The organism is Vibrio sp. Vb2960 (assembly GCF_033337665.1).
In the GTDB taxonomy this organism is placed as follows: domain Bacteria; phylum Pseudomonadota; class Gammaproteobacteria; order Enterobacterales; family Vibrionaceae; genus Vibrio; species Vibrio alginolyticus.
Map to the genome: position 1 here is coordinate 61,468 of NZ_JAWORD010000006.1, position 22,223 is coordinate 83,690.

General features: G+C 44.5%; 19 protein-coding genes. 5 read left to right on the forward strand and 14 right to left on the reverse strand.

Translation table 11 applies throughout. From position 1 onward, the window contains the following. Window positions 1–180: 180 nt before the first annotated feature. Window positions 181–558 carry a hypothetical protein gene (locus R7O03_RS06795; protein WP_005377965.1) on the forward strand — a complete coding sequence of 126 codons (378 nt, stop codon included), beginning with the start codon at window positions 181–183 and terminating at the stop codon, window positions 556–558. A gap of 330 nt (window positions 559–888) precedes the next feature. Beyond that, window positions 889–2,562 carry an alkaline phosphatase D family protein gene (locus R7O03_RS06800; RefSeq protein WP_238970275.1) on the forward strand — a complete coding sequence of 558 codons (1,674 nt, stop codon included), beginning with the start codon at window positions 889–891 and terminating at the stop codon, window positions 2,560–2,562. A 78-nt stretch (window positions 2,563–2,640) separates the two neighbouring features. On the opposite strand, the gene R7O03_RS06805 is transcribed toward R7O03_RS06800, so the two are convergent. The 7 genes from R7O03_RS06805 to R7O03_RS06835 all read right to left on the reverse strand — a co-directional run bounded on the left by R7O03_RS06805 (window position 2,641) and on the right by R7O03_RS06835 (window position 8,624). Further along, window positions 2,641–3,744 carry a phosphoribosylaminoimidazolesuccinocarboxamide synthase gene (locus tag R7O03_RS06805; RefSeq protein WP_005388850.1) on the reverse strand — a complete coding sequence of 368 codons (1,104 nt, stop codon included), beginning with the start codon at window positions 3,742–3,744 and terminating at the stop codon, window positions 2,641–2,643. A 203-nt stretch (window positions 3,745–3,947) separates the two neighbouring features. Beyond that, window positions 3,948–4,340: a SulA-like leucine-rich domain-containing protein gene (locus tag R7O03_RS06810; RefSeq protein WP_262627306.1), complete on the reverse strand. Its 393-nt coding sequence runs from the start codon at window positions 4,338–4,340 to the stop codon at window positions 3,948–3,950. Between the two features lie 411 nt (window positions 4,341–4,751). Further along, the gene (locus tag R7O03_RS06815) at window positions 4,752–4,934 is read right to left on the reverse strand and encodes a hypothetical protein (protein ID WP_005377960.1); all 183 of its coding nucleotides are present in this window, start codon (window positions 4,932–4,934) and stop codon (window positions 4,752–4,754) included. A 177-nt stretch (window positions 4,935–5,111) separates the two neighbouring features. Next, window positions 5,112–6,086: a J domain-containing protein gene (locus R7O03_RS06820; RefSeq protein ID WP_262627305.1), complete on the reverse strand. Its 975-nt coding sequence runs from the start codon at window positions 6,084–6,086 to the stop codon at window positions 5,112–5,114. Window positions 6,087–6,162: 76 nt separating this feature from the next. Beyond that, the gene (locus R7O03_RS06825) at window positions 6,163–6,822 is read right to left on the reverse strand and encodes an OmpA family protein (RefSeq protein WP_005377956.1); all 660 of its coding nucleotides are present in this window, start codon (window positions 6,820–6,822) and stop codon (window positions 6,163–6,165) included. A gap of 217 nt (window positions 6,823–7,039) precedes the next feature. Continuing rightward, on the reverse strand, window positions 7,040–7,735 hold the full coding sequence (locus R7O03_RS06830) for a DUF2786 domain-containing protein (RefSeq protein ID WP_005377954.1): 696 nt from the start codon (window positions 7,733–7,735) through the stop codon (window positions 7,040–7,042). Between the two features lie 208 nt (window positions 7,736–7,943). Then, entirely contained in the window at window positions 7,944–8,624 is a 681-nt protein-coding gene (locus R7O03_RS06835) for a DUF3334 family protein (RefSeq protein ID WP_005388843.1), read from the reverse strand. A 263-nt stretch (window positions 8,625–8,887) separates the two neighbouring features. Between R7O03_RS06835 and R7O03_RS06840 the strand changes: the two genes are divergently transcribed. After that, the gene (locus tag R7O03_RS06840; RefSeq protein WP_318131606.1) at window positions 8,888–11,923 is read left to right on the forward strand and encodes an FAD-binding and (Fe-S)-binding domain-containing protein; all 3,036 of its coding nucleotides are present in this window, start codon (window positions 8,888–8,890) and stop codon (window positions 11,921–11,923) included. A 73-nt stretch (window positions 11,924–11,996) separates the two neighbouring features. Next, window positions 11,997–12,458, forward strand: coding sequence for a methyltransferase family protein (locus R7O03_RS06845; RefSeq protein ID WP_005377951.1), 462 nt, complete (start codon window positions 11,997–11,999; stop codon window positions 12,456–12,458). Window positions 12,459–12,568: 110 nt separating this feature from the next. On the opposite strand, the gene R7O03_RS06850 is transcribed toward R7O03_RS06845, so the two are convergent. From R7O03_RS06850 to hutC, 6 genes are all read right to left on the reverse strand, one after another. Continuing rightward, window positions 12,569–13,294, reverse strand: a complete 726-nt coding sequence (locus tag R7O03_RS06850) for a DUF3581 domain-containing protein (RefSeq protein WP_318131607.1) — start codon at window positions 13,292–13,294, stop codon at window positions 12,569–12,571. 335 nt (window positions 13,295–13,629) lie between these two features. Then, complete coding sequence (gene hutH / locus R7O03_RS06855; RefSeq protein ID WP_017634855.1) at window positions 13,630–15,165, reverse strand: histidine ammonia-lyase; 1,536 nt, start codon at window positions 15,163–15,165, stop codon at window positions 13,630–13,632. Window positions 15,166–15,176: 11 nt separating this feature from the next. After that, on the reverse strand, window positions 15,177–16,874 hold the full coding sequence (gene hutU, locus R7O03_RS06860; RefSeq protein ID WP_025998636.1) for a urocanate hydratase: 1,698 nt from the start codon (window positions 16,872–16,874) through the stop codon (window positions 15,177–15,179). A gap of 73 nt (window positions 16,875–16,947) precedes the next feature. Continuing rightward, a complete protein-coding gene (gene hutG / locus R7O03_RS06865) occupies window positions 16,948–17,958 on the reverse strand; it encodes a formimidoylglutamase (protein ID WP_033905138.1) in 1,011 nt (336 codons plus the stop codon). A 1-nt stretch (window position 17,959) separates the two neighbouring features. Continuing rightward, on the reverse strand, window positions 17,960–19,219 hold the full coding sequence (gene hutI, locus R7O03_RS06870; RefSeq protein WP_262627303.1) for an imidazolonepropionase: 1,260 nt from the start codon (window positions 19,217–19,219) through the stop codon (window positions 17,960–17,962). 129 nt (window positions 19,220–19,348) lie between these two features. Beyond that, complete coding sequence (hutC, locus tag R7O03_RS06875; RefSeq protein WP_017634851.1) at window positions 19,349–20,056, reverse strand: histidine utilization repressor; 708 nt, start codon at window positions 20,054–20,056, stop codon at window positions 19,349–19,351. Between the two features lie 248 nt (window positions 20,057–20,304). On the opposite strand from hutC, the gene R7O03_RS06880 reads away from it, so the two are divergent. Beyond that, window positions 20,305–21,048 carry a sporulation protein gene (locus R7O03_RS06880; RefSeq protein ID WP_318131608.1) on the forward strand — a complete coding sequence of 248 codons (744 nt, stop codon included), beginning with the start codon at window positions 20,305–20,307 and terminating at the stop codon, window positions 21,046–21,048. 6 nt (window positions 21,049–21,054) lie between these two features. Here the strand turns inward: R7O03_RS06880 and R7O03_RS06885 are convergent, their stop codons facing one another. Then, on the reverse strand, window positions 21,055–22,032 hold the full coding sequence (locus R7O03_RS06885) for a DUF3187 family protein (protein WP_053303168.1): 978 nt from the start codon (window positions 22,030–22,032) through the stop codon (window positions 21,055–21,057). Window positions 22,033–22,223 lie beyond the last annotated feature (191 nt).

The following is a 22,223-nucleotide window of genomic DNA, read 5'->3' on the forward strand; positions in this document are numbered from 1 at the left end:
TTAATCAATTGAATGCTTATATATGGCGAAGCTGTACATCAGTTGTTACAAAGCTGGTTTTAATATTTCCTTTTGTATGTAAATTAGGGCATAAAAGACGAATGTTTTATATCCCATTGCTATATCAAAACAGTTGAACGATATTTGGTATATCTCATTTTCGAGTGTCGGGGGCATAGAATGGATCAACAAGGAAAGACGTGCATTGAATTCGACTACACTAGCTTTTTAGGAGCGACAGGTAGTAAAAAATGGACCTTTTTAGAGGCATTTGCCACCATCGCGCCTATTTTCGGTTTGATGTGGAAACAGAACATTGCGGAATTGAGCAAGCCTGAAGATCGGTTGTGGGATGCCGCATTAAAATCGATGTCTTCTCGTAAAAGTGATGAATCCAATTTGGTCCGCTTAACCCAGTTAGCTAAACATGAAGGGATCAATGAATTGCGAGTCGTTATGCCATATTCGCTCGATGTTCAGCAAATCGAGTACATAGAATCTCGCAGTCAGTTGAAAGTGGACACGTCAGAACAAGATGTTCTTAACATCAAGTTTTAGGCTGAGTATTTCCACTTCATCGATGTACTACTTAACAATAGTGCAATGAAAAGCGACCTCAAAGTAGGTCGCTTTTTTATTTTGAGGTTTTTGTCACAGGTCTTAGGAAGTGTGATGAATATAGAGTATTTGCACTTAAATTAACAAAAATGTAACGTTTGGAAATGCAATTGTCATAACTAGCTTCTAACTTTGTGTTTTTAGGACAAATTACCGACTAAGTGGTTGGTACTGTAAGTTCGAATTAACGTCCCTTATTGGCATACAAGGATGATTGAGTCACCACGTCATTTGGGCATAAAAACAAACACAATAAGAAAGGAAGTCAATATGTCTTTGTCTCGTCGAGACTTTATGAAAGCTGCCTCTTCAACGGCGATTGTTACCGGGCTGGTGGGCTGTGGTAGCGATGCTAGTGAATCTGTTGCGGTTACCTTTGAGCACGGAGTGGCGAGTGGAGATCCTACTCAAACACAAGTAATCATTTGGACTCGTGTTACGACCTCAGCAAGCTACGCAGATGTAAGCTGGCAAGTTTCATCTAACGAAAATTTTACTGATATCGTGCAAAGTGGCACTTTTGCCACAGACACGAGCCGAGATTTCACGGTAAAAGTCGATGTTCAAAATCTCAACGCAAATTCTCGCTACTACTATCGATTCATGGTTGGAGATGTCACTAGCGAAGTCGGGCAAACTCAAACATTACCAGAGGATGGTGTAGAAAAGGCATCCATGGCGGTTGTTTCTTGTGCAAACTATCCTGCTGGCTATTTCCATGTGTATCGAGAGATTTTAAATCAACATGAGCAAGACCCGTTTGATGTGGTGCTTCATCTCGGTGATTACATTTATGAGTATGGTGCTGGTGGCTACGCTAGTGAAGATGCTGAGGCACTAGGGCGAGAGCCAAGCAAAGGCACTGAATGCATTACCTTAGATGATTACCGAAAACGGTATGCGCAATATCGCCAAGATGCTGATCTGCAAGCGTTACATGCGAGCCTACCAATGATTGCAGTCTGGGATGACCATGAGCTTGCAAATGATAGTTGGAAAAATGGTGCGGAAAACCATCAAGAAGAGGAAGGCAGCTTTAATGATCGTCGTGCAGCTGCGGCTGCCGCGTGGACAGAATGGTTGCCCGTTCGTGAAAACACTTTCTCAAACATGCTGATTTACCGTCAGTTTTCGTTTGGAAGTTTAGTCAATTTGATGATGCTCGACACGCGACTTGTGGGGCGTGATAAACCGTTGGATTATTTCTCGCTCAGCTCACCAACGATGGAAGCTATTGGCGGTTTAGTTGCCCAGTCGCGCAGTCAAGACCGAGAGCTGTTAGGCGGTGACCAACTCGCTTGGCTGATGGATGCGTTCAGTACGCACGACGCAACTTGGAATGTGCTAGGGCAACAAGTGTTAATGTCTCGTATGGAGTTGCCAAGTTCGGTTATGACCGCGATGTTTCAATTGTTTACTGCCACTGAAGAACAAAAAACAGAGGCGTTATTAGCGGTAAACTCTGCGATTACGGGTTATCTCTCTGACCCAAGTTTAGATACCATTGCTTTGCCATATAACCTAGATGCATGGGATGGCTACTACGTTGAGCGAGAGAAAGTTTATCAACTGGTCAAAGCCAGCAGTGGTAACTTTGTCTGCTTGGCCGGAGATACGCACAACGCATGGGCAAGTGAGCTTAAAGACGTATCTAAGCATCCTATCGGGGTAGAGTTTGCGACTAGCTCTGTGAGTTCCCCTGGCTTAGAGGCCTACCTCGCGTTAGACCCTGTCGCGATCGCTCAAATGGAATACACGCTGCCGCACTTAGTGTCAGAATTACAGTGGGCAGACATCAAACAGCGTGGCTTTATGCGCGTTACTTTTACGCCCGACAAGGCAGAGTCGACCTGGTATTTCGTATCAACGATTAAAGACAAAACATATCAGGTGACGACCAAGTCAGCTTCCACAACCGATGGCACTACGTTAAATATCGGCTAAGGTGAGCCTAATACGAAAAAAGTCCGCAGGCTAGTGCGGACTTTTTATTGGAAAGCGTTTAGCAATCTAGCGACAGTGCTAGTCAATCAATCCGTATTCTTTGCTCAGAACCTCGATGATTTCCGCTTTCGGATTCTCACTCAAATGAATCGGCTTGCCTGTAATCTTCTCGGCAATACCAATGTAAGTGCTCGAAATCGCCATTAAAGATTCGACGGGCAAAGCATTATCACGAGCGAGAGCTTCGCGCTCAGGCATACGTTCTTTGTTTAGCAAGATATCTGGGTCAGGGAAGTGGTTAAGTAGGAACTGGCGGAAACCTTCTTTTGAGTTCTCTACGATGTGACCTGCTTGGTACTCTTTAGCATCCCATATACGAGACGAGTCTGGTGTACCCACTTCATCCATGTAAATCAGCTTTTCATTGCCAGCAGCATCATGAACATAACCAAATTCGAATTTGGTATCGACAAAGATTTGGTCGATTTCTTCTAACGCTTGGCTGATAACGTTAAAGCCTTCTTTCAGCAATTTTTCGTAGAGTGCGATATCGTCAGCGCTTGAGAAGTTAAATGCTTCGTAGTTGTCTACGATGTTTTGACGAGTAATATTCACGTCATCCGCTTCTGGCACACCGGGAATGCCTTTTAGAATGCCTTTTGTGGATGGGGTCATTAGCAACTCTGGCAGTGCTTTGTCTTTTTCTAACCCTTCAGGAAGTTGGATTCCACAAAACTCGCGCTCGCCATTTGCGTAAGCGCGCCACATCGAACCCGTGATGTATTTGCGGCAGATGGCTTCGATTTTTACCGGTTTGGCTTTTTGTACAATCCAAACAAAAGGGTGAGGAATGTCTAGAATATGGCTATCTGCTAAGCCATTTTCTTTGAACAGTTTGAACCAGTGATTAGAAATCGCATTAAGCGCAGCCCCTTTACCCGGGACACCATTAAGACCACCTTCAGCATGCCAAATACAATCGAACGCAGAGATTCGGTCGCTAATCACCATGATAGCCAAAGGCGCATCTGGCGCGACATTGTATCCTTTTTCTTTGATCAGTCGGGCGCTGTCTTCATCAGTTAACCAGTAAACTGAACGAACTTTTCCACTATGAACGGGTTTATGGGTGCGAATTGGCAGGTCGTCATTGACGGCAAGTACTTGATTAGCAAGGCTCATTGCGACATTCCTATCATCTTAATCAAACGTCAGAAAGAGAAGATATTCAGCAAAATGTGGGCGCTGAATAAATCGAATGTGGGCATCATACCAGAACTATTTTAACTCGCCAGAGAAAAAGCAAACGTTTGCCTTTTTTCTTTAATACAAAAAAAGCCCCCTTAAAAAGGAGGCGAGATGCAGGATGGATAACGTCGAACTTATTAGTGGTACTTATTAACTCTGCCTTCGACGAAAAAGACTTCACACTGATAGCGTTGCGCCATGTCGCGCAACATCGATTGATTCATAAGTGCAATTTTATTTGATGCGACAACAGCACTGGCATTACCTGATCGGATGGCTTTGATCACGATCTCGACTTCTGAAAGCTGTTGAGAGGGCTTCATTTGAATAACGTTTTTACAGCAAATATTAGAAGCAGTGAGTTGTTCAAAGTCTGGACGAGGGCAGTCTGCTGTAAACAAAATCCATTGTTTCTGCTGCGATAAAACAGCCAGCTTAGATAGAAGCCGATCCGAAACGGCCATGGGCTTAGTTGCTTGTGCCAATACGTTGTAGCGAGAGTATGTATGAGATTGACTTTGTAACTGCATCTTACTGTTCCTTTATACATGCTGTATGCCTATACAGTAGTTTGTTTTGGCGACCTGATCAACAAGTTTCTCAAAAGTTATTTGCGGTTTTTTGAGAAGGAAATAAAAGGATTTTATTTTAAGTAATTGAATTTATTTGTTTATTTTTCATTTCTGATATGTCTAACATCAATTTAAAAATGTGAGGTGAGTAGAAAGTTGGACGAGAGACATACAGGGGGTTACTACTGTATATACAGGTGTTGTTTCATGGACAGTGGTTTGTATACAGTAAGAGAGGGCTGATAACCGATGCGACGTGCTATGTAGGATAGGAGGGAATACGAGATAGAAATTGGAAATAGGCTTGGCCGATCAAAAAAGCGCCTTAAAAGGCGCCTTTGAAAATCAGTTCCATTGATTCCGTCTTGCTTAGCTCGCTCGTTGCAAGCGTTCGCGCATTTGCAATTCGCCTTGGTTAAATAGGCGCACGTCGATTTTTGCCATGTCGTAACAAGCTTTACATGAGTAATGGTGCTTGCCATCTAAATAATCGTGACGAGTTACAAGACTAGGTTTTTTACACCAATCACAGGTGCCTTCTTCAGTGAACATTGATTTTCTCCCCACCTAGATTAATTTGAGTCGTTAGGTGTTATTTTGCGCCGGGCATTATGGCATAAAAGCGCGACTTAAGTTAAATGTCTGTTAATTTCTTTGAGAGGGAGATCGATTGCGGTGTTTGATTATATGGGAATAAAAGCATGGTAGCCAAAGTATCCTGACCTATTTTTACTGTTTTGTAACATTTTGTGAGACGAGCTTAAAGGCATGATTGAGTCGCTTCATTTCTTCTTCACTGCCCCTTGTGTCAGGATGATAAAGCTTTGATAACTGTCTATAGCGTAGCTTGATTGCCTGTAAATCAGGGATGGTTTGTGGTGTGTAGCCAAACATAGCACACGCGACGCTTAGCTTATGGTTTTCTGCCTGAGTTTTGGATTTCTTAAATTCTCTGAATACTTTCTCTAACTGACGCTTCAGTTGCTTGTTCGTAAACTCTAGCTCTTTTATTTTTTCCGCCATTCGTTGATTTTGGCTTTCCTCTTTGGCTTCACGCGCTTTTCTATTCTGCTTGAGTTTTTTGATCACGAGGAAACTTAAGCCGCTGATGATGAGTATCGCCGCTAGCCAAATCAGCCATAGAAACGGCGAGTGTTCTACTTTGGGGTTTGCAACTGTGCTTTTCTCTTCCTGTGCTTGCTCAGCCTTTTTATCGAGCGACTTTATTTGCGAAACTTGTTTAGCTCGCAGTTGGTTGAAGCGCTGCTCTAACAGTTGATTATAAGCCTGTTCTGCTGCTGGATTATGCTGAGAAGCCATTTGATACAAAGCTTCAGTCAATTGAGATGCTGTGACCTTATCTTGATTGCGCTGAATAAAGTTAGCGAGAAGAAAGCCCCGATCGGTTGGGTCATTGAGTGCGATAGAGGTTAGCCAATATAACGCTTGTGTTTCATTTTTTTCGCCATTTATCCCTTTAGCAAAGTCGTTCGCGAGCTGTTTTTGCGCAGGGAGGTAACCTTGGTTGGCGGATTGCTCTAGCCAGTAGCGCGTTTCTGGTGAGGCTTCAGCTTCGTTTGATGCCAATAATTGTTGTGCGTACTCGTATTGTTCGATGGGGTCATTTGGAGCTTGAGAGGCAAGTGAGTAGCCAGAAAAGCTGAGGCTAAATAAGCAGAGTAGGGCAGACGTTTTGACAGACATTAATATGTCAGGCCTAACGATAATGGTTAGGCCTGCTCCGGTAATTTTTTATTATTACCGTTATGGTGCAACCAAATTACTTCAGTGGCAAGATCTGGATTTCAACACGACGGTTGCACGCACGACCTTCAGAAGTTTGGTTTGAGCAAATTGGGTTACGTTCGCCGTAGCCGCGTGCAATTGCACGACCAGGTGCAACGTTTTGAGATACTAGGAATTGACGTACGGACTCTGCACGGCGCTCTGACAACGTTTGGTTGTATGACTCACTGCCTGTGCTATCCGTGTAACCATCAATAACGAGACTGGTATCTGGGTACTCAACTAGGATGCGAGCAACACCGCGTAGAGTATTATGGATACTAGCATCAAGTTGGTAAGAGCTTGAAGAGAAGCCGATACCGTTTTCCATACGCAGTAAAAGCTGATTTTCACCAACACGCTGAACTTGTACGCCAGAGTTTAGCAAAGCGCGACGTAATTCCGCTTCTTGTTGGTCAAAGTAGTAACCAACGCCAGCGCCAGTCGCCCCGCCTGCGGCTGCACCAATGAGTGCATGCTGACGACGTTCTTTAGCATCATCACCCGTTGCTAGGCCGATTGCTGCGCCAGCGATCGCACCAATAAGCGCTCCTTGCGTGGTGGAGTTAGTTTCGTATTCACCCGTTGTTGCATTTTGGCGTTGAGTGGCTTGACAGCCAGTAAGAGCTAGCACTAGAGCTAGTGCAATAGGCATCTTTTTCAAGGGAAAATCTCCGTATAAAACTGAGGCGAAACCATGCCTCATAATGGGATGCGAATTATGAATAAACAAGCATTAATATTTGTTATGAGAAAGTAAGATTGATAAGAGTTTCTGTAAGAAAATTCCTACCAATACTGCCAAAGCTCTCAAAGTAAGCCCCATCGACATCGAAGTCATTGCTGCTTATGTGAATCCTTTACTATTCTGGCTATTTCGATGAATCGCCCAACATTTTGCGTGCTTGTTCGCCGCCCACTCCACGGTTAACTGAAACCTTTCTACCTTTCTTTAAGCCCACTTCGTAGTCTTCAGTTAGGTTTTTCATTGCTTCTTTCAATTGCTTCTTGAACGTTTCGCGGTCAATGTTTTGGAATTCTTTATCAATATAGTCATTAATTTTATTGGCCGACTCTTCATCTGGAGAAATAATTGGCAATTTTTCAATCGCGCCTTCCACCCAGCCAGATACAAATGAGTTCACACGGCGAGTCACTTCCTGAGAAGAGGTGCCGGTGCCAGCAAAGCTGTTTCGGAATTGTCCGGTACTTTCGTTCATCTCGCGATAAACAATATCGAAAGCAAATGCAGCAAAAATAGCGCGATCTGCTTCACCGATAAATTCGACACGTTTGAGCCCTTTGTGATTCAACAATACTGCTTCGACACCGAATTTTGTGTTAATGCCGCGAATCACTCGCAATATGGTAGAACTGATGTTCGCTGGTAGCAGATGAGAAGATTGTGTTTTTCCCATTCTGATGAACTCAATATCGTCTTTATCGAGACCATATTTAAGCATGAGGCGATGTGCCATTTTGATAGCATTGGCAGCCTCATTAACATTAGCGGAATTGCCCAGTTCTAAGCACTTGGCGATTTTTTTCAGAGCTTTTTGTTTATCCATCGACAACCAGTAACGAAAGCAGAAAATTTATGAAGTCAGACATATTACCTTTTTTGACATAAAAACGAAATACAAGGTGGGACTGAAGATAATTTCAGCACATAAAAAGAAGCCTCGCATTAAGCGAGGCTGGCGTTTTAGTTCGTCGTAATCAGTATGAAGTCGTACTTGTGTCTAAGAAGCCATTCTTCATTAAGATTCGTTAGAATTACAACCCGAGCTGGTTGAGCAAGTCATCGGCATCATCGTTTGATCCCGACGATTTAGATTCTTTCTCAGCCAACTGTTTACGTGTGGCCTCTAAAATGTCGTCTGGGTTTTCGTCTTCAGCAACTTCAAACTCTTCCAGTTGGATGAACTCAGTTTTATCCATTGCTAGTTCGAGATAGAAAATATTGTTGTTTTCGGTGGAGAACGTCACTCTGCGCGCTTGAGGGCGGTCAAGGTTGGTATCAACTTGTAAGATAACTTGCTTATTCAGCGCCAGCATTTTTGGTTGGTTTTGTGTGATGTTCGTTTGCAGGTCTTTACGAATTTTATTAGTGAAGTCTCCGACCAGTTGATTCATGAGTTCACCCAGAACATCGCCTACCTCGTCAGAAGTATGAGATATTGCCAGTTCTTCTTCTGGCATGCCCATATTACGCATGTAGTTGGTGTAGATCTCCAGTGCGGCTTTTGCCGTAAAATTAATCACAACTAGCCCGGTAAATCCGCCATCAAACAGAACAAAACAGCCAAAATCTGGTTTGAGGCTAGTCTTGTGGATTTTTTGCACCATTGCTGAATAATTTACTTGAGAAGATGTCGCCGAAGTAAGTACGCCAGAAACAGACTGGCAAAGTTTGAGAAGGATATCTTCAGTGGTCACAATTTTATTTTTTTTCATTCTGAAAACTCATCTAGAAACGCGATTCGTTCCCCAATGTAAGGCATCAAGCGTGAAAAAATAAAGCATAAGTTTAATTATTGTATCGAGATTCTGATTTGCTCGTCTTTTTAAATGTTGTAAAGTGACGAAATTCAAAGAATATTACTTCACTAACTCTTTTGTGGTGTTTTTTTTCGCTTAGCGCCAATTTGTATGAGAAGTGAGCAAATAATTACACAACCCGCAGCTGATCGGATCAGCGTCGTAGGGGCAGGAAGCAAATGTTACCAAGATTACACTCGCAAACTGATGTCGATCCTCTTGTTCTTAGTTTTCTGAAAGAGCTTGAGCACGCCGGATTCACTGGTGATATCGAAAGCCAATATTCAAGCCGACTAGCGGTTGCCACTGACAACAGTGTTTACCAGCAACTTCCTCAGTCTGTCGTTCATCCCAAAACGACAGAAGATGTTTCTCTCCTCGGGAAACTGAGCAATAAAGAAAAGTACGAACGAATTACCTTTTCACCTCGTGGTGGTGGCACAGGGACCAATGGTCAGTCGCTAACCAAAGGTATTGTGGTGGATATGTCTCGCCACATGAACAAAGTGCTTGAGATTAATGAGAAAGAAGGCTGGGTTCGTGTACAAACTGGTGTAGTGAAAGACCAGTTAAATGACGCTGTTCGCCCTTATGGCTACTTCTTCTCTCCAGACTTATCTACCAGTAACCGTGCAACGATTGGCGGCATGGTCAACACCGATGCTTCTGGTCAAGGTTCTCTGAAATACGGAAAAACATCCGATCATGTTTTGTCGCTACAAGCGGTGTTTGCTGATGGCTCAGTTTTAGAATCAGACCTGTCCAACGGCTACCCAAAAGAAGATGAGTTTGCTGCCAAGGCGCTACGTGTAACGGAATCCGTATGTCGTGAAAAACGCCAGCAGATCGTAGATAAGTTTCCTCCTCTTAACCGCTTTTTAACGGGCTACGATTTAAAAAATGCCTTGAATGAAGACGGTGACCGTTTCGATATCACACGAGTACTGTGCGGCGCTGAAGGTTCATTGGCATTTATTACCGAAGCAAAGCTTAACCTGACGCCAATTCCGAAAGCGCGTACGTTGGTTAACGTTAAATACAACAGCTTTGACTCTGCGCTGCGTAATGCACCGTTGATGGTCGAAGCGAAAGCGCTATCTGTAGAAACCGTTGACTCGAAAGTGCTTAATCTCGCGAAGCAAGATATCGTTTGGCACACCGTGAGCGATTTACTTACCGATGTTCCAAATAAAGAGATGCTTGGCATCAATATGGTGGAATACGCAGGTCAGGACGAAGAGGAAGTTGCTGCTCAGGTTGCAGCGTTGACCGCCAAGCTCGATACCATGTTGGAAACAGAAGAAGCGGGCATTATCGGCTACCAAGTTTGTAACGATGTAGCGAGCATTGGGCGTATTTACAACATGCGTAAAAAAGCGGTGGGTTTGTTAGGCGCAGCAAAAGGTCGTGCTAAACCGGTCGCATTCGCTGAAGATACTTGTGTGCCACCAGAAAACCTGGCGGACTTCATTGTGGAGTTTCGAGAACTGTTAGACAGCAAGTCTCTGAATTACGGCATGTTTGGTCACGTCGATGCTGGGGTGCTTCACGTACGTCCTGCGTTGGATTTGTGTGACCCGCACCAAGAAGCATTGATGCACGAAGTTTCTGATGAAGTGGTCAAGCTGGTGGCGAAATACGGCGGTTTGATGTGGGGTGAACACGGCAAAGGTTTCCGTTCAGAATATGGCCCTGAGTTTTTCGGCGACGAGTTGTTTACTGAACTGAGACGTGTGAAAGCGGCATTCGATCCACACAACAAAATGAACCCGGGCAAAATCTGTACACCGCTGGATAGTGATGCAGAGCTTGTCAAAGTTACCGATACCAAACGTGGTTACTATGACCGTCAGATTGACGTTCAAGTACGTGACAGCTTTAAACAAGCGATGGAATGTAACGGTAACGGTTTGTGTTTTAACTACGATACCAGCTCGCCAATGTGTCCATCGATGAAAGTAACAGCCGATCGTCGTCATTCACCAAAAGGTCGTGCGGGTTTGGTTCGCGAGTGGTTGCGTCAGCTTACTGAGCAAGGCATTGATATTCTTGACTTAGAAAAGCAAACACTAGAAAACAAAACATCAATCAAAACCATGATTGACCGCGTACGTCATTCTATCAATCGTCGTCACGAGTATGACTTCTCTCACGAAGTGTATGAAGCGATGAATGGTTGTTTGGCGTGTAAAGCGTGTGCGAGTCAGTGTCCGATTAAAGTCGATGTTCCGAGCTTTCGCTCACGCTTTTTAAACATCTATCACTCTCGTTATCAACGTCCTGCAAAAGACTATCTGGTTGCCAACATTGAGACTATGCTGCCGATGATGGCAAAAGCGCCAGGTGTCGTAAATGGTGTTTTGAAGCAGTCGTGGGTGAAAAGTTTAACGGCATCTACGGTCGGGTATGTCGATGCGCCGTTGTTATCAGTACCCACCTTGAAACAACGAGTAGAGTCGCTGACAACGCCTTATGATCTGCAAGCGCTCAGTGGTTTGTCTTCGTCTGAAAAGAGCAAGCATGTTTTAATTGTTCAAGACCCATTCACTAGCTACTACGACGCTGATGTCGTTGAAGACTTCGTTAAGTTATTGAAAAAGCTGGGTATGCATCCGGTACTTCTGCCGTTTAAGCCGAATGGTAAAGCACAACACATTAAAGGGTTTTTACGTCAGTTTAAGGGCACAGCAGCCGACACAGCGAAGTTCTTGGCGATGGTAGCGGATTTGGATATCCCATTAGTTGGTGTCGACCCTGCATTGGTGCTGTGTTATCGAGATGAATACGCTGAAGTGCTTGGCAGTAAGCGAGGTGATTTCGATGTACTGACGGCCCACGAATGGCTTTACCCAAGATTAGAAGCGTTTGAAAGCGGAGAGCATAAGGCGCAGGAACCTTGGTATCTGTTTGCGCACTGTACTGAGAAAACCAAAATGCCAAATGCGGAAAAAGAGTGGGGCGCTATTTTTGCTCACTTTGGTGCAGTTTTGAATACGGTACCTGTTGGTTGTTGTGGTATGGCGGGTACGTTTGGTCATGAGGTTGATAAGTTGTCGATGTCGAAAGACATTTACAATTTAAGCTGGAAGCCGAGCTTAGATAAGTTGGATAACGAGAGATGTTTGATTACAGGCTATTCTTGCCGCAGCCAAGTTAAACGCTTTGAAGGAACGAAGCCCAAGCATCCCGTTCAGGCATTGTTAACTTTGTTGTAATCGGACTAGATCAAGCCTAGTTTTACTGGGCTTTTTAGAAACCGTATTTAGACCCTTTCAAAGGATATGAATCTTGAGAAAACTTGAACTCAAAGTCCCACCTGTTGTGGTGTTTTTGCTAGTCATACTTTTGATGTACGGACTTAAAGTTTTGACGCCGAGCATGAACATTCGAGTACCCTTTGTTGAATTTGTAGTAGGTGTATTAACTTTGTTGTCTGGCTACATGGGCATTGCTGGCGTGTATGAATTTCGCAAAGTAAAAACCACAGTGAACCCAGTAAAACCTGAAGCGGCATCTTCTGTTGTAAGAACTGGTGTGTTTGCCTTTTCACGCAACCCTATGTACACGGCATTACTGCTCCTAATCATAGCAACTGGTTTGTGGTGGCAGCACTTGAGTGTGGTGCTTTGTGGCGTGATATTTGTCAGTTATATGAATCGGTTTCAAATCAAGCCTGAGGAACGCGTTCTAGAGCGATTGTTTGGTGAGGAGTATGTGGATTATAAAAATCATGTTCGTCGTTGGCTCTAAGCATTGCGTTTAGTTTTGTTTGGATGAGACATAAAAAGAAAGCCCAACGGTCGACGTTGGGCTTTCTTTTAGTAAACACGTTTTTTGTGCGCTTCTGATAGGGCAGTCGACTAGGCTGCCTTAACGAACTTTGCTAGGAATGCATCCTTACGTCCATTAAAGCGGCGTACAAGGTCATCAACCGCTTCTTGGTCATATGGCTTCAAGCCACTTGCAACCATGCGCTTAATACCTTTACCAACGACTTCACCGTCTTCTTTAAACGCAAAGTTTAAGGTGACTACACCTCGTTTTCCTTCTACGTCGAATGTTGCGCCAGTGAAATCCACCTCTGGATGCGTAAGGTCTAAGCGTGAAAATTCGACTTCCATGCTTTCATAAATAACTAATGGACGCTGGCAGTTGATCATCATTTGCTTCTCTTCCATAAGAGGAACCATGATGTGAGGGAAGTTCATACCAGAAAATTGCACGTAATTTGTCACTACATGCTCAATAAATGCCGGATCGTGGTTAGTTTCACCTTCACGGGACATGTGTAAGTATTCTTTACCTGCCTCGTCAACAACAGCGCTTTCTTTGTCACACTTATTTTCAATATGAAGTGCTACACCATCGTTTACCATGCCAGAGAAGTTAAAACGCATCTTTTGGCTAACGCCTTCTTTACTAAGAAGCACAGCGAAAAGTAAATCCCCAGGGACACAAAAGCGTTTGTTGTCTTCATCATGAATTGGGTTGTAGTCACCTGCGACACGTTTTGCAAAGTGGCTTGCTTGTTCGCGAGTGAACTGAAACTGGTGATTAGTGTTTGAAAAATAAGGTGTTAGAAACATAATTTTTACGTAGTAACCAAAACTGTGTGGGATTATATGCGAATATCTGCGTAGCAATGGTCCATCCAGTGAAAACTTCACCGTATCCTAACAATAAGACACTATTTCGGCGGATAAACCGTTAAAAACGCATACTTTAGCAACGCTTTTATTTGTGAAAACAATAAACAACGACCTTTTCGCTCGCCTATCTTTTAAAGTATAGCCATCAAAGTAGACAGGCGTTCATAAATAGTGCCATCAATATGTTTAATCGTATATAAAAAGGCTCCACGCAGAACGTAGAGCCTTCAAGTCATTATCTGTTTATTCGATGAAATGCCAGTTATGCTTGGTTATTGAACACTTGGTAACAAGCTCTCTGGCATGAGCGTGTTGTGAATAGCCAGCTTAAGCAGAGTATTTGCCTGTTCAATGTCTGGAGCAAAGTAGCGATCTTTATCGTAGAACGATACTTTTTCACGCAACATTTGTTTCGCAATCTCAATACGCTCAGAGGACTTGTTTGGCGCTCTAAAGTCTAGGCCTTGTGCTGCTGAGAGGTATTCGACAGCCAGAATACCGCGAGTGTTTTCGCCCATTTCTTTCAATCTGCGAGCCGCGAATGTTGCCATTGACACGTGATCTTCTTGGTTTGCAGATGTTGGCAAGCTGTCTACTGACGCTGGGTGAGCGAGCGTTTTGTTTTCACTTGCTAACGCAGCAGAGGTCACCTGAGCGATCATGAAACCAGAGTTCACACCACCATTGTCGACTAAGAACGGTGGCAGTTTTGATAGCGCGCTATCGATAAGTAATGCCATACGACGTTCAGACAAGCTGCCGATCTCGGCAATCGCAAGTGCTAGGTTGTCGGCTGCCATTGCAACAGGCTCCGCGTGGAAGTTACCGCCAGAGATGATGTCACCATCTTCAGCAAACACCAACGGATTATCTGATACGGAGTTCGCTTCTACTTGTAATACTTCCGCCGCATTGCGGATTTGCTGTAAACACGCGCCCATCACTTGAGGCTGACAGCGCAAAGAATACGGGTCTTGCACTTTTTCACAGTTAGTGTGCGAGTCACCTATTTCACTCGATGTGTCTAACAAATGACGGTATGCGAGTGCTGCGTCCATTTGGCTGCGATGACCACGTACACGGTGAATGCGCGGATCGAATGGACGTCGGCTGCCGAGAGCGGCTTCAACAGACATTGCACCACAAACGGTTGCTGACGCGAAAAGGTCTTCCGCGATAAACAGGCCTTCCAATGCGAACGCTGTTGATGCCTGAGTCCCATTTAGTAGCGCCAAGCCTTCTTTTGGCGCCAGAGTGATAGGCTCTAGACCTGCAATTTTTAATGCTTCTTGCCCGGAAATAATATTACCGTTGTGGCGAGCTTGTCCTTCTCCCAGTAATACTGTGCTCATATGGGCTAGAGGAGCTAAGTCACCTGATGCGCCAACAGAGCCCTTTTTTGGTACGCAAGGGTAAACTTGTGCGTTGACTAGGTCGGTCAGCATATTAATGACTTTTAGGCGAATCCCAGAAAAGCCACGAGACAGACTATTGATTTTTAATACCATCATCAGACGAACCGTTTCATCTGACATAAACTCACCGATACCTGCCGCATGAGAAAGAACGATACTGCGTTGAAGTGTTTCTAAATCTTCTGGTGCTATTCGTGTGTTAGCCAATAGCCCAAAACCAGTGTTAATTCCGTAAACCGTTCTATCTTCCGCGATGACTCGGTCTACGACTTGCGTGCTTTCTTCAATGGCCGGAATGGCTTCAGGATCCAAAGTAAGGTTGACTGGTGAACGGCTCACTTGGCGTAGTTCGTTTAAGCTAATATGACCCGGCTTTAGCGTTAAATTTAACATCTCTTTCATCCTTACTTGAGCTTCTTCAGTTCTTCGTTGAGCATTGGCAAATCTAGCCCTTGCTCTGCTGCACATTGTTTAGCGATATCGTATCCCGCATCAGCATGACGCATCACGCCTGTTGCTGGGTCGTTATGCAGCACGCGGGCAATACGTTGTGAGGCATCTTCACTGCCGTCACAGCAGATAACCATACCTGAGTGTTGCGAGAAACCCATACCTACGCCACCACCGTGGTGTAGTGAAACCCAAGTTGCGCCGCCCGCCGTGTTGAGTAGCGCGTTTAATAATGGCCAGTCTGATACTGCGTCAGAACCGTCCATCATACCTTCGGTTTCACGGTTCGGGCTTGCTACAGAGCCAGAGTCTAAGTGGTCTCGACCAATGACAACGGGCGCCTTAAGTTCGCCATTTTTCACCATTTCGTTGAATGCTTGACCAAGACGCTCACGATCTTTAAGACCAACCCAGCAAATACGCGCAGGTAAACCTTGGAACTGGATGCGTTCGCGAGCCATATCTAGCCAGTTATGTAAGTGCGGATTATCTGGAATTAGCTCTTTTACTTTTTGGTCGGTTTTATAAATGTCCTCAGGATCGCCAGAGAGAGCAGCCCAACGGAAAGGACCGATACCTTCACAGAATAGAGGACGAATGTAGGCTGGAACGAAGCCAGGGAAATCGAATGCGTTTTCTACGCCTTCTTCCAAGGCCATCTGGCGGATGTTGTTACCGTAGTCGAGTGTTGCGGCGCCGCGATTTTGCAGCTCTAACATCGCTTGAACTTGCACAGCCATGGATTTTTTCGCTGCTTTTACGACCATTGCTTCATCTTGCAAACGCATTTCTGCTGCGTGAGACATGCTCCAGCCTTGTGGTAAATAGCCATTGAGCGGGTCGTGTGCAGACGTTTGGTCTGTTACTACATCAGGCGTGATATTACGTTCTACCAGCTCAGAGAAAACGTCTGCTGCATTACCTAGTAGACCAACCGATACTGGTGTGTCTGACTCTTTAATGATAGCTAGCGCTTCATCTAAAGAAGTCGCTTTCTTATCGACATAGCCTGTACGTAGGCGGTAATCGATACGTGATTCATCACACTCTACTGCAATCATGGAGAAGCCCGCCATTGTACCAGCGAGAGGTTGAGCACCACCCATGCCACCAAGACCACCCGTTAGAATCCAACGGCCATTTGCATCACCGTCAAAGTGTTTTTTTGCAACAGATACGAACGTTTCGTATGTGCCTTGTACGATACCTTGCGAGCCAATGTATATCCAGCTGCCAGCGGTCATTTGGCCGTACATCATCAAGCCTTGTTTATCGAGCTCGTTGAAGTGTTCCCAGTTTGCCCAATGCGGAACAAGGTTTGAGTTTGCGATAAGCACGCGTGGGGCATTTTTATGAGTAGGGAAAACACCAACAGGCTTGCCTGATTGAACTAAAAGCGTTTGGTCATCTTCGAGTCTTTCAAGTACTTCAACAATCTTGTCGTAACATTCCCAGTTTCGCGCTGCTCGGCCAATGCCGCCATATACAACCAGTGAATGTGGATGTTCTGCAACATCAGGATCAAGGTTGTTCATCAGCATACGAAGAGGGGCTTCGGTTAGCCAAGATTTTGCGCGCAGTTTATCTCCGTGAGGTGCACGAATTGTTCTGCTTGTATCAAGTCGTGGATCTTGTCCCTGGCGCTGTGTCATTTCAGACTCCTTTAGTTTCTCGTGATGACCAAGTACTTGCTTGGTCGTAATAATCAGTGGCATCTGGGATGCATTATGGTTTGTGCTGTTTTTCCGCCATTGCGTTGGCGATATCCCAACACAAACGGGCAGCTAATCGTGCTGTTTGACTATCGACGTCATAATTTGGGTTGTATTCGGCGATATCAGCCAGCATTAACTTATTTTTGTAATGAAGAATTCGATCTAAAAAGGGGGCAATTGTGTCGTAACTCACTCCCCGAGCTGCTGGTGCGCTGACTCCAGGTGCGGTTGCAGCAGGGAATACATCCAGATCAATAGTCAAATAGAGGTAGTCACAGTCGTCAATAAAATGCTGAAGCTGAGTTAAGTGATAACTGTGGTTTAAGTAGCAGAGCTGATTGTCCTCTACATACCAAACATTTAACGCATCTGCTTTTTCAAATAGCGCTTTAGTGTTGCTACTGCGGCTTACACCAATACAAGCGTAATGAAAGTCCCAATCGTTACGTTGACAAAAATGGTGAATTTGGTTGAAGGGTGTACCAGAGCTCGGTCTTATGTCGGCGAGGTTACTCTCGAATGCGCGCAAATCGAAATGCGCATCGAAATTGATAATGCCGATTTTAGGCTTCTTCTCTGGATGGTGCGCTTTAAAATATTCCGCTAAGCCGGAAAACGAGGCCCACGCAATCTCATGCCCACCACCCAGCACGATGACTGGCGTATGGGGCAGTGCGCTTGAAATGGTTGCTGCACATAGAGCTTGGCTCTCTTCCAGTAAGTCGTCTTCACACACCACAGTACCTAAGTCATATAGTGGGGCGTCTTGGTGCCATGCTAAATTAGCGAGTGCTCGTCGGATTAAGTCTGGCGCTTTTTTCGCGCCAATGCGTCCTTTGTTTCTCGCAACGCCAGCGTCGGTAGCAAAACCGAGTAATGAGACGCCATGCGCAACGGCACTCAACTCATCTGCTTTTTGGCGTTGAACAACGTGATGAATTCGCTGACCAAGCTTGCCGTCCTCGGCATCATGACGGCCTTGCCAATGAAATAGGGGAGAGTGTAGGTCGAATTGAGACATATTATTGGCCTCCGTGTGAAATGTATTCACCATTTACTATACGACCTACCAGACGTTTTGCTCCGACTTGATAGCTTAAATCCGCAGGGCTTTCGATATCCCATATAGAGAAGTCCGCATCAAACCCTACTTTGATTTCGCCACGTGAGTTTTGATAACCCAGAGCTTTGGCTGCATGTTGCGTTACACCACGCAGTGCTTCTTGCGGTGTAAGGCGAAATAGCGTGCACGCCATATTCAGCATGAGTGTGAGATCAGAAAATGGTGATGTACCTGGGTTGACGTCCGTAGCAATTGCCATCGGCACGTTATGCTCTCTCAACAACTCAATCGGTGGTAACTGAGTTTCTCTTAGAAAATAAAAAGCGCCAGGCAATAGAGTGGCGACAGTGTTTGATCGAGCAAGTGCTTTAACACCTTGCTCATCTAAAAACTCGATGTGATCCGCTGACAGACCGTTGTATTGCGCAGTGAGGGCTGTACCACCGAGATTAGAAAGCTGCTCAGTATGCCCTTTAACCTTTAAGCCGTGACGTTTTGCAGCTACAAACACTTTTTCTGTTTGTTCAAGATTGAAACCAATCGATTCACAAAAAACATCGACACTCGTAGCTAATTCTTCCTTTGCGACAACAGGGATTATGTCCTGACAAATGTGCTCAATATAATCATCTGCACGACCTTGAAACTCTGGCGGAATGGCGTGAGCGGCGAGAAGTGTAGTCGTGATTTTAACTTTGCGCTCTTGTTCAAGCATTTTGGCTGCACGGAGCATTTTTACTTCATCATTCAGTGTCAATCCGTAGCCTGATTTCACTTCGACAGAAGTGACGCCGCTCGCGAGTAGCCCGTCTAAACGTGGCAACGCTAACTCAACTAATTGCGCTTCGGTTGCTGAACGCGTCGCATGCACCGTTGAAAGTATCCCACCGCCTTGTTTGGAAATTTCTTGATATGGCACGCCGTTTAAGCGCATTTCAAATTCGTTGGCACGATTGCCCGCGTAAATAAGATGAGTGTGGCAGTCGATCAAACCTGGCAGAATTAACTTGCCTTGAAGGTCGATACTCTGAGGGTAATGTTGGGCAGACAGCAGAGACTCGGTTTGCGGTGCGTCTTCACCAATGGCACAAGTACTGATCGCAACGATTTTTCCAGATTGAATACCAATGCGCGCTGGAGGCGTTGGAGGCGTTGGAAGGTATCCGCATTCTCCCGATTGCATGGTAACTAGACGTGCGTTTTCAATCAGCAAATCCATGTTTGTGTCCCTGTGTTTATTTGTATCATTAAATGTATATACAAATAAATAGAGCAAAATAAGAACACTGACAAGATTGATGTTGCTAAAATGTGATCAAAACGTAGATCTAGAGGACAAATCTTGTCCTTAAATGAGCACTTTTGAGCTCAGCTTATATTTGTTACCAGGGTGATAAAGTAGGGCGGTACTGACTAACTTATCTTGGCTCCACGTTCTGCGATTCAAGAGAAGGCAAGGTTCATTGGCTTGCATTTTTAAGTCTTGCTTAATACGGCTTTCAGGCACAATTGCCTCTACAGTATGTTCTATCGCGCTGAGTGGGCAATTATCTGACAGGTATTGATTTGGAGTGATTTGTGTGAAGTCTTGATTTAAATAACTCGGGGCATATTGGCTATTCACCCAGCGGAGCTCCAATTGAATCGGCGTTTGGTCTTCATAGTGAATAATTTCACTGTAAAACACTGTCGTGCCTAACATAACGCCGAGTTTTGTCGCAATGTTGTCATCTGCTTTTATAGCAATCTGTTTGAGCACTTTACTGCCATACTTTCGCCCTCTATCGCTGACTTCTTCGGCAATGTTTCGAATGTCTAGCAGGGGAGATTCTGACTTTTCACCAGGATCACACACGAACGTGCCTAAGCGTGGGCGACGTTGTAATCGGCCCTCATTAACTAAATCCCGAATTGCTTTGTTCACTGTCATTCTACTGACACCAAATTGCTCGGTAAGCTCAATCTCGGTGGCGATGCGATGACCAACTACCCACTCTCCAGCCTCAATTTTATCCAGGATAAATTGTTTAATTTGAATGTAGAGTGGTGCAGACATAATCATTTTCCTTTATTTGACTATACAAATACTGCTTAATTTAGGTACAAATTGCAAACATTTCTCGACGAATGTACCGCTTAGTGACCGAACAATCCTATTGCAGGGCTGAATGACTCTTGCTGTTGAGCATTATTTGGCTTGATGATTGAATTCAAGCATTTTCTTGTGGTCTATTGCTTGCACAGCAGAAAACAATTGTGTAAACAAACGATTATTAGAAGAAAAGTCGCTAAAAAAGGAAAAATATGTTTAAAAAATTGAAAGCATCACTGGGGATCGGCTCTGCAAAAGTAGATACCATTTTGGACGAAATGAGCGTGTTTCAAGGAGCGCCGCTGAAAGGGCAGGTTCATATCAAAGGCGGAGACGTCGAACAACAAATTGATGCTATTACGATTAAATTGAACACGGAAATGAAAGTCGAAGTGGGTGATAGCGTAAGTTACCAAACCTTCACTATTGATCAATTGAAAGCAGTTGACCCTTTTGTGATTCAACCTAATGAAGAAAAGCAGGTTCCGTTTGAGCTAAAACTGCATGACGAAACACCAATTACTGCGGTTAGCGCACTTAAGAATCAATGTCATGTTTGGGTCGAGACGACGTTAGATATTGATTTTGCAATTGATCCGCGTGACCGTGACTATATTGAAGTGAAACCACTACCAGTAGCATCTCGGGTTATTCAAGCGATCGAGCAAGCTGGCTTCACTATGGTTAAAGCCGATGTTGAAAAAGGCTTTTTGCGCGGTGGCTCGTTTGCCTCTCGCTCTGGTATTTATCAAGAGCTAGAGTTCCGTAACAGCGGCTTTATCTCATCAAAAGAAATTGAGCTCTCTTTTATTCTGGAAGGGCAGGTCATGCATTGTTTGGCAGAGATTGACCGTTCGCTCAGCTTGGCTGGTGACCAATATCGCTCGTTTACGTTGCCGATCAATGCAACCGATGCTCAAGTCGCAGCCGCAGTTGCACCAACGCTAAATCTATAGCTCTCATCACCTTGATGAAAATATGTACCGATATCCTATTGTGAAAGCGATATCGGTACTGTTATCCATGTTTCTTGCGTTCTCTACGGCTAAAAACTCAAGCGCTGAATTTTCCATTAGATATCGATAGCCCAATACCAGTTCATTAGAGGCATCAGCAAACTCTGTGGGTCCTTCTGTTGACCCTTGATACCAATGATATTCCAACATCAGGTGATGGTTATCTTCTAAGGCATAACGGTACCCACCCGCAATGGCAATCGTATTATGTCGATAGGGCAGATCGAGCAAGGCACGGTCATCCGAGCGAAAAGTCATGCCAATCATCGAATAAAATGCATGAGCATCACTTAAGTAGCTGTAGTTTAATTGGAAGCCTTGCTCGAAACTGCTACCTTGAAAAGTGCCGTGAGCCACATCGTTAAAATACAAACTGCCGCCAATCGATAGGCCGTGATGTTCATTTTGGAACACTTGATACTGTAAGTAAGTAGATAGGTTATTGGCCAGTGTTTGTCCTTCGAAATCATCTTCAAGCACATCATATTGCGGCATTGAAATGTAAAAACGATCTCTGTCTACTTTATCCCGCCCATTTTGTCCGATACCGAAAAGTTTATGGAAGCTTTTCGTCAGTCCATCTAAATGGTTGTCAGCGGCAAAGACCCATCGATAGTTGAGCTCCAACTGCCAACGGTTGCTGACTTGCCATTTGCTGCCTAATTCGATTTGATTGTGGTAATAATCCAGTGCGTATTCATCAGTATGAGCCCAAACACTTGCCACGGTTCCTGAACCATAGGCTTCGACAAAACCATAGGGCAGACTATGTCCTGAACGCAGTATGTTGGTGTGACTAACCACTTGCATTGGGGATTGTGCGTAAGAACGCAGCGGGCCATATAAGTCATTTGATGCGAAGGCTTGCAAAGAACATATCGAGGTGCTTAGAAGCACCATAAAGCGCGATTTGAAATAGACCATGATGAATACCTACATACAAACTACTCTATAAAACAACTATATACCTAAATCGCACGTTGAGCTCTCGCCCAACGTGTTAGGCTTTGTATCGGTTCACACGTAATAGGGGATATTGTAATTTGTTGTGTAAGTTCATTGAGGGGCAATTCCATTCATCAGCTATGCGGTCTCTTAAAAAAGCATGATCAGAT